Annotated in this window: 3 protein-coding genes and 1 CRISPR repeat array; all 3 genes read left to right on the forward strand. The window is 37.4% G+C overall.

Going from position 1 to position 6,471, the window contains the following annotated elements; translation table 11 throughout:
• Positions 1–395 precede the first annotated feature (395 nt).
• The 3 genes from VB654_RS02310 (at position 396) to VB654_RS02320 (ending at position 6,097) form a co-directional block, all read left to right on the forward strand.
• On the forward strand, positions 396–848 hold the full coding sequence (locus tag VB654_RS02310; RefSeq protein ID WP_323211771.1) for a phosphate-starvation-inducible PsiE family protein: 453 nt from the start codon (positions 396–398) through the stop codon (positions 846–848).
• 164 nt (positions 849–1,012) lie between these two features.
• Positions 1,013–3,498: a CRISPR direct-repeat array (repeat unit 37 nt; unit sequence GTTTCAATCCCTGATAGGGATTATTGGTAATTAAAAC).
• A 322-nt stretch (positions 3,499–3,820) separates the two neighbouring features.
• Complete coding sequence (locus tag VB654_RS02315; protein WP_323211772.1) at positions 3,821–4,276, forward strand: nitrate reductase associated protein; 456 nt, start codon at positions 3,821–3,823, stop codon at positions 4,274–4,276.
• 450 nt (positions 4,277–4,726) lie between these two features.
• Positions 4,727–6,097, forward strand: coding sequence for a PrsW family glutamic-type intramembrane protease (locus tag VB654_RS02320; RefSeq protein WP_323211773.1), 1,371 nt, complete (start codon positions 4,727–4,729; stop codon positions 6,095–6,097).
• The last annotated feature ends 374 nt before the right edge of the window (positions 6,098–6,471 follow it).

The following is a 6,471-nucleotide window of genomic DNA, read 5'->3' on the forward strand; positions in this document are numbered from 1 at the left end:
GTTTAAAACTATCAACACTCAAAGGGCTTGACCTCCCTCCACTGCAAGACTATATAGCATCCGTGCGGAGTACTTCATACTACTTCAGATGCGACTAAAGAGTGATGCTGGTTTCTATATATATTCATGATATTTTGTCAAGCAACAATTAGAAAAATTGACCATTATTGACGATAAACGGCTTAATTGATATATAATAGCTGGGTTCGTTATAAAACAAGATGATCAAATCTTTAAAGACTAAATTTATTAAGTCCTAATAACCTAGTCCTGCTATTTAACCTCAGAATCCCCTATTTTCTAAACAGGGAATTGTGTCAATTGTAATTCCATGTTTATATTTAGAATTGACACCAAAGAATTAAGATTGTTTTTAACCTTTTAAATTATGTCAGATGAGGCATCTATTCAGAAAAATTGGGAATCTTGCTCAGGACGAAAATTTTATGCACTTGATAGAAAATATCGAGGTGTTAGTTTCTAAAGTATTATCACTAGCAATGGTGGCGGTAATTATAGCCGCTATCTTTGATCTAGGTGTTTACTTAGTTAATCAAATATTTACTAGTAATTATGGCGAATTCAACCAAGTATTATTTACAATTTTTGGATTATTTTTAAACATTTTAATTGCTTTAGAGATATTAGAAAATATCACAGCTTATCTGAAAAAACACGTTGTTCATGTTGAGCTAGTTATTGTTACTTCCTTAATTGCAGTTGCCCGGAAAATTATTATTCTTGATTTAGACAAAGTGACAGGCGGTACTATAATTGGTCTAGGAGTTGCAGTTTTGTCTTTATCAATCGCTTATTGGATTATTCGTAGCAGCAATGTCAGACATTAAATAGCAATTTTATCTACCAATACCAAGATGCTCATATCTCCAATTTCTTCGAGAAGTCGGGGATATTTCTGTTCGTAACTTATTAATTCAATCTTGTTCAATATTGATAAATAAATGTATTTTTCACATCATTGTCAAAGTCGCAACGCATATTTTTATAAATATTTTCAATCCCTGATAGGGATTATTGGTAATTAAAACAACTAATAATATATATAATATTTAATTATATATAAGTTTCAATCCCTGATAGGGATTATTGGTAATTAAAACATAGCGCAAAGTGCAAGACGACAAGCCCAGGATGCACAAGTTTCAATCCCTGATAGGGATTATTGGTAATTAAAACCTGGTGTAGCAGGTAAAGTGATATTTAAATCACCCTGTTTCAATCCCTGATAGGGATTATTGGTAATTAAAACTTAAATTTCATTTCACAAGCACTCCTTGATATCTTTATAGTTTCAATCCCTGATAGGGATTATTGGTAATTAAAACGAGGCAGCGATTGATACGGCAACAGTAGCATAATTCGTTTCAATCCCTGATAGGGATTATTGGTAATTAAAACCTTACCCGCATTATCCCTAGCTACCAAGGCAGATGGGTTTCAATCCCTGATAGGGATTATTGGTAATTAAAACTTGATTAATTCGCCATACGAATAATTGAAACCGCGTTTCAATCCCTGATAGGGATTATTGGTAATTAAAACTATCGGAGCCGATTTTTACTTGTGAGAAGAAAAGTTTCAATCCCTGATAGGGATTATTGGTAATTAAAACTTGTGATCCGTTCCCCTTCTGCCTTGCTTTTCACCAATGTTTCAATCCCTGATAGGGATTATTGGTAATTAAAACTCTATCAGGCATTTCCCATTCAAAAGGAAGAGAGTTTCAATCCCTGATAGGGATTATTGGTAATTAAAACCAAGTCGGTATGTTCCCAGGTAGCTATGTTATTTTCGTTTCAATCCCTGATAGGGATTATTGGTAATTAAAACATACATTGTAGATGGCCGTCGCTCTGCCAGGGATGTTTCAATCCCTGATAGGGATTATTGGTAATTAAAACTGCCCGTATGCGTATTATCTGTCAGCGATGGAGCGTTTCAATCCCTGATAGGGATTATTGGTAATTAAAACGGATAAGCCAGGACTTTGGCTATCCCATTTTTTTAGTTTCAATCCCTGATAGGGATTATTGGTAATTAAAACCAAAGTACAGTCAAGAATAGCAAATTTCATAAAGACTTGTTTCAATCCCTGATAGGGATTATTGGTAATTAAAACTGAGTTAGCGATGGAGTACGAAAAACAGCTATATGAGTTTCAATCCCTGATAGGGATTATTGGTAATTAAAACCCTTTGACTTCTGCCCTAGCCATCTTGGTAATAAGGTTTCAATCCCTGATAGGGATTATTGGTAATTAAAACAACCAGCCCTCAAGCTGCGGCTATTATAGCTCTACGTTTCAATCCCTGATAGGGATTATTGGTAATTAAAACGCAAAGTACCCACAACGTTAGTCCTGAGTTTATGTGTTTCAATCCCTGATAGGGATTATTGGTAATTAAAACTGCACAGGTCGTTTGGTTAAGACATCGTTATCAAGTTTCAATCCCTGATAGGGATTATTGGTAATTAAAACTTTTAATTCTAAAAGTTTGTGAAAAATATCATTGGTTTCAATCCCTGATAGGGATTATTGGTAATTAAAACGTTGTAAACTTAACACAAACTAAAGCAATGAAGATGTTTCAATCCCTGATAGGGATTATTGGTAATTAAAACGATTTTTTCTGCTAAATCTGAGGTTGGTGAAGGGGTTTCAATCCCTGATAGGGATTATTGGTAATTAAAACGATTAAGGAGGTGCTGTTCAAATTGATATTCTCCGTTTCAATCCCTGATAGGGATTATTGGTAATTAAAACGTGAGAGATTTTCTGCTAGGGATACCTTAAGGCAAGGGTTTCAATCCCTGATAGGGATTATTGGTAATTAAAACTCGAGGGATTCCTGGTTTTGGAGTGCGATCCAGTGGGTTTCAATCCCTGATAGGGATTATTGGTAATTAAAACATGGAGGTAAATATCTCTACACAGAAGAAATGCGGGTTTCAATCCCTGATAGGGATTATTGGTAATTAAAACCCTCTTTGCTGAGGTTGTTTTTAGCAGCTCTTTGTTTCAATCCCTGATAGGGATTATTGGTAATTAAAACTCAATACAGGGTCTTTTTTTATTGGTAGAGGCAAAGTTTCAATCCCTGATAGGGATTATTGGTAATTAAAACGTTACTTCCTCGCGCATCTCTCCCGTAAGGGGGTTTCAATCCCTGATAGGGATTATTGGTAATTAAAACGGTTAAAGTCAAAATCTACTCCAACGATGAGCTAGTTTCAATCCCTGATAGGGATTATTGGTAATTAAAACGACCACCGCCAAAATCCGCACGCTGTTAAAAAAGGTTTCAATCCCTGATAGGGATTATTGGTAATTAAAACTCAAATCCATCATTATTACTACTGCCGCTTTATCGTTTCAATCCCTGATAGGGATTATTGGTAATTAAAACTCTTTCGGCCTCTGGTCGCGTTGGTCACAAGATGTTTCAATCCCTGATAGGGATTATTGGTAATTAAAACCGCCCGCATCTGAAAGCGTTGATATATTTGGTTTTCAAGGTTCTGTTCCGTCAATCTGAAACGAATATAGCTTTTCAGCGATTGGGTTGTCAAGAGTGACACAAGAATAAATAGCTCAAAAGCTTTCATAGTAAGAGTTTTGGAGTTTACATCAACCTCTATTTAGGTATGAGAGGGTGCAAAATCAGATGAGGTAAGGATTTCAGGTGTAAAATTGTCAATGTTCAAAAAAACACCTACTGGTTGATGCAAAACTCATTTGCAACTCTACTAAAAAATGGCGATCGCTACACCTATAATCACTAATATAATCACTAGAATTATGGCAGAGTTCTTTGAATTTGAAGCGGATTTTGTAGACTCCCTACGTTGTATACCTATGCGGGTACGGTATAAATTGGATATATGTGGTATAAAGCTGAAATTATCTCATTGGCATCAAATGACTGAAGATGAGCGTATGACTTTAGCAGAACTACCTTGCACGACGGAAACGGAAATTCCCGTTTACCAAGACTATCTTCAGCAACTGATTTTAGAACGGACGGGAAACCCAGCAGCAAAGATACCCATTGAAGCTTATCCTTTATGGATGGATTGTGGCAATATCCCAGGTAGTGTCCAGGAAAAAGCTCAAGAAATGGGTATGAGCCTCACATCGCCACAATGGGCAAGTTTAACCCTTTTACAGCGCTTCGCTTTAATTAAACTCAGTCGCCCAGGACATGAAAATAAAAATTTTTCTCAAGCTATGGCAGAATTTAATCTGGTGGAATAGAGAAGTTGTCTTGATGTACAGAAAATTAAAGTCTGTAGTCAGAGTTACAATTTGTTGAAATCTCACAATCATTTAGTACTTGACGTATCATGTCTGGTAAAAAACACTTGTAGCGCATAATTAACAATTTTGTAACTTTTCCAGTCAACTAAATGTGGTGTATAATACTATTATTTAATAATGGCTTGTGTATGAAATTACCTTTACTATATAATCCATAAAATATAACTAATATATTTGACAAATAAAGCACAGAAAATATTTTTCGTAGCTAGAATGCTTGTCATTAATGAGTTAGGCAATTTTAAATTTCAAATCAGCAAATTTAAAGTTTCTTCGCAGTAAGTAAAGCTATAGTGTAGTTAGCAATGCTGCTGTTGGCGTGGCTCTGGTTAACTCCTAATGCCCAAGTATTTTTCATGAATTTGTTTGGAAAGACACTCTAACTAGATGACAGGCAAAAACACAAGACATAATGCATTTCTGCGGCTAGTGTCTGGTAATGTAGCAGCTTTTGGTTCAGAATCTCGCTACTCGCTGCTAACCAGTAAAGAGGTAGTAATTGGACGCGACCCCACCTGCCAAGTTGTCTTGGATGCCATGATGTATCGGATGGTATCTCGCCGTCATGCTGTGGTTCGTCCCCTCTCCTCATCGACCGATAACAAATTTAGCTGGGTACTTTGTGATTTAAATAGTGCCAATGGTACTTTTTTAAACGGAAAATGCTTATCTGAGTGTCAGGAATTACACGCAGGCGATCGCATTTCTCTGGGTTCTGATGGACCGCAATTTATCTTTGAGTATGACTTAATCTCTCAGCCTACGGTGATGACCAAACAAGTCAAACCACTACCATCTGCTTCCAAAAATAACGGTCATACTTATTTAAAACAACCAGATTCAGTGAGTTTCACCCAATTGTTTCCCATTATTTCCACGGGTAAGGATTTAACTCGCAAAGCTTATTTGATACCAGGGATACTTACCGTCATCTTTGTAGTGCTAATGTTTGCTACAGTCGGTAATCCCCAGGCAAATCAAGTCATAGTAGCAACTTACATAGCATCAGCTGCATATTATTTTGTTTACCAACTTTGCGGTAAACAGAAACCCTGGTGGGTGCTAATGGCCGCAGCATTGAGTACAACTCTGATTTTGCTCAGTCCTTTATTGGATTTATTTATCTTCGTGTTTCGTGTGATCTTGCCTGGTAGTTTACCTTCACCTCAAGAGCCTACCACCTTTACAGAATTACTGGTCAGAATGTTCTTTGGTGCCGGCTTGATGGAAGAATTACTCAAGGCATTACCATTAATCGGGGCATATTTTATCGGTCTAGGTTTACCCTCACCTTGGCGGGAACGCATTGGAATTTGGGAACCTTTAGATGGTATTCTCCTGGGAACTGCTTCGGCCATAGGTTTCACCCTCTTAGAAACTCTGGGACAATATGTGCCAAACATTACCCAACAGGTGGGGATTGGTGCGGCTGGTCAATTGGCGGGGTTTCAATTGCTAATTCCGCGAATTTTAGGTTCTGTAGCTGGACACATGGCTTACAGTGGCTACCTGGGGTATTTTATCGGGTTAGCTGTCCTCAAACCCCGGATGAGTTGGCAAATTCTCTCTATTGGCTATCTGAGTGCCTCTGCCCTTCATGCTTTGTGGAATGCCACAGGCTCTATCAATGCTTTACTTTTGGTGGTGGTTGGGGTGTTGTCTTATGCCTTTTTGATGGCAGCAATTCTGAAAGCACGAGTGTTATCACCAACGCGATCGCAAAATTTTGCTACCCGCTTTATTGGTCATAATAAATAACGAACTTCCAATTTCATCAAATCTAAAATTACTCAATTACCTGAAACTGGAGCAGAAAAATCAGGAAACAACAGTGATGTTAGGTGTTTGACACTCGCCGTCAATTTATCGGGGCAAGTGTCAAACAAAATATTATTTAGTGGTTGCTGAATAAATATAAAACCCAAATAAATCGAAGGTTTGAGGCTGATAAACCTGAAAGTAGGTGCAAGGCTTCGCCCTGATCGTCAGCCGAACGGGTTTTGAAGGGTGTACCATCAAAAGTGTAAATTTTGGGTTGCATAAATCAGAAAATTTGGGGATGACAGATAGCTGAAACTGTTCCCCCTGTTCCCTATTCCCTGTTCCCTATTTAGGGCTGGCTGAAGAAATCT

This window comes from Nodularia sp. UHCC 0506, from assembly GCF_034931045.1.
Lineage (GTDB): Bacteria > Cyanobacteriota > Cyanobacteriia > Cyanobacteriales > Nostocaceae > Nodularia.

Bases quoted from the DNA above. Each gene is read 5' to 3' on its own strand.
- VB654_RS02310 (WP_323211771.1), top strand. From the start codon at position 396: ATGAGGCATCTATTCAGAAAAATTGGGAATCTTGCTCAGGACGAAAAT.
- VB654_RS02315 (WP_323211772.1), top strand. From the start codon at position 3,821: ATGGCAGAGTTCTTTGAATTTGAAGCGGATTTTGTAGACTCCCTACGT.
- VB654_RS02320 (WP_323211773.1), top strand. From the start codon at position 4,727: ATGACAGGCAAAAACACAAGACATAATGCATTTCTGCGGCTAGTGTCT.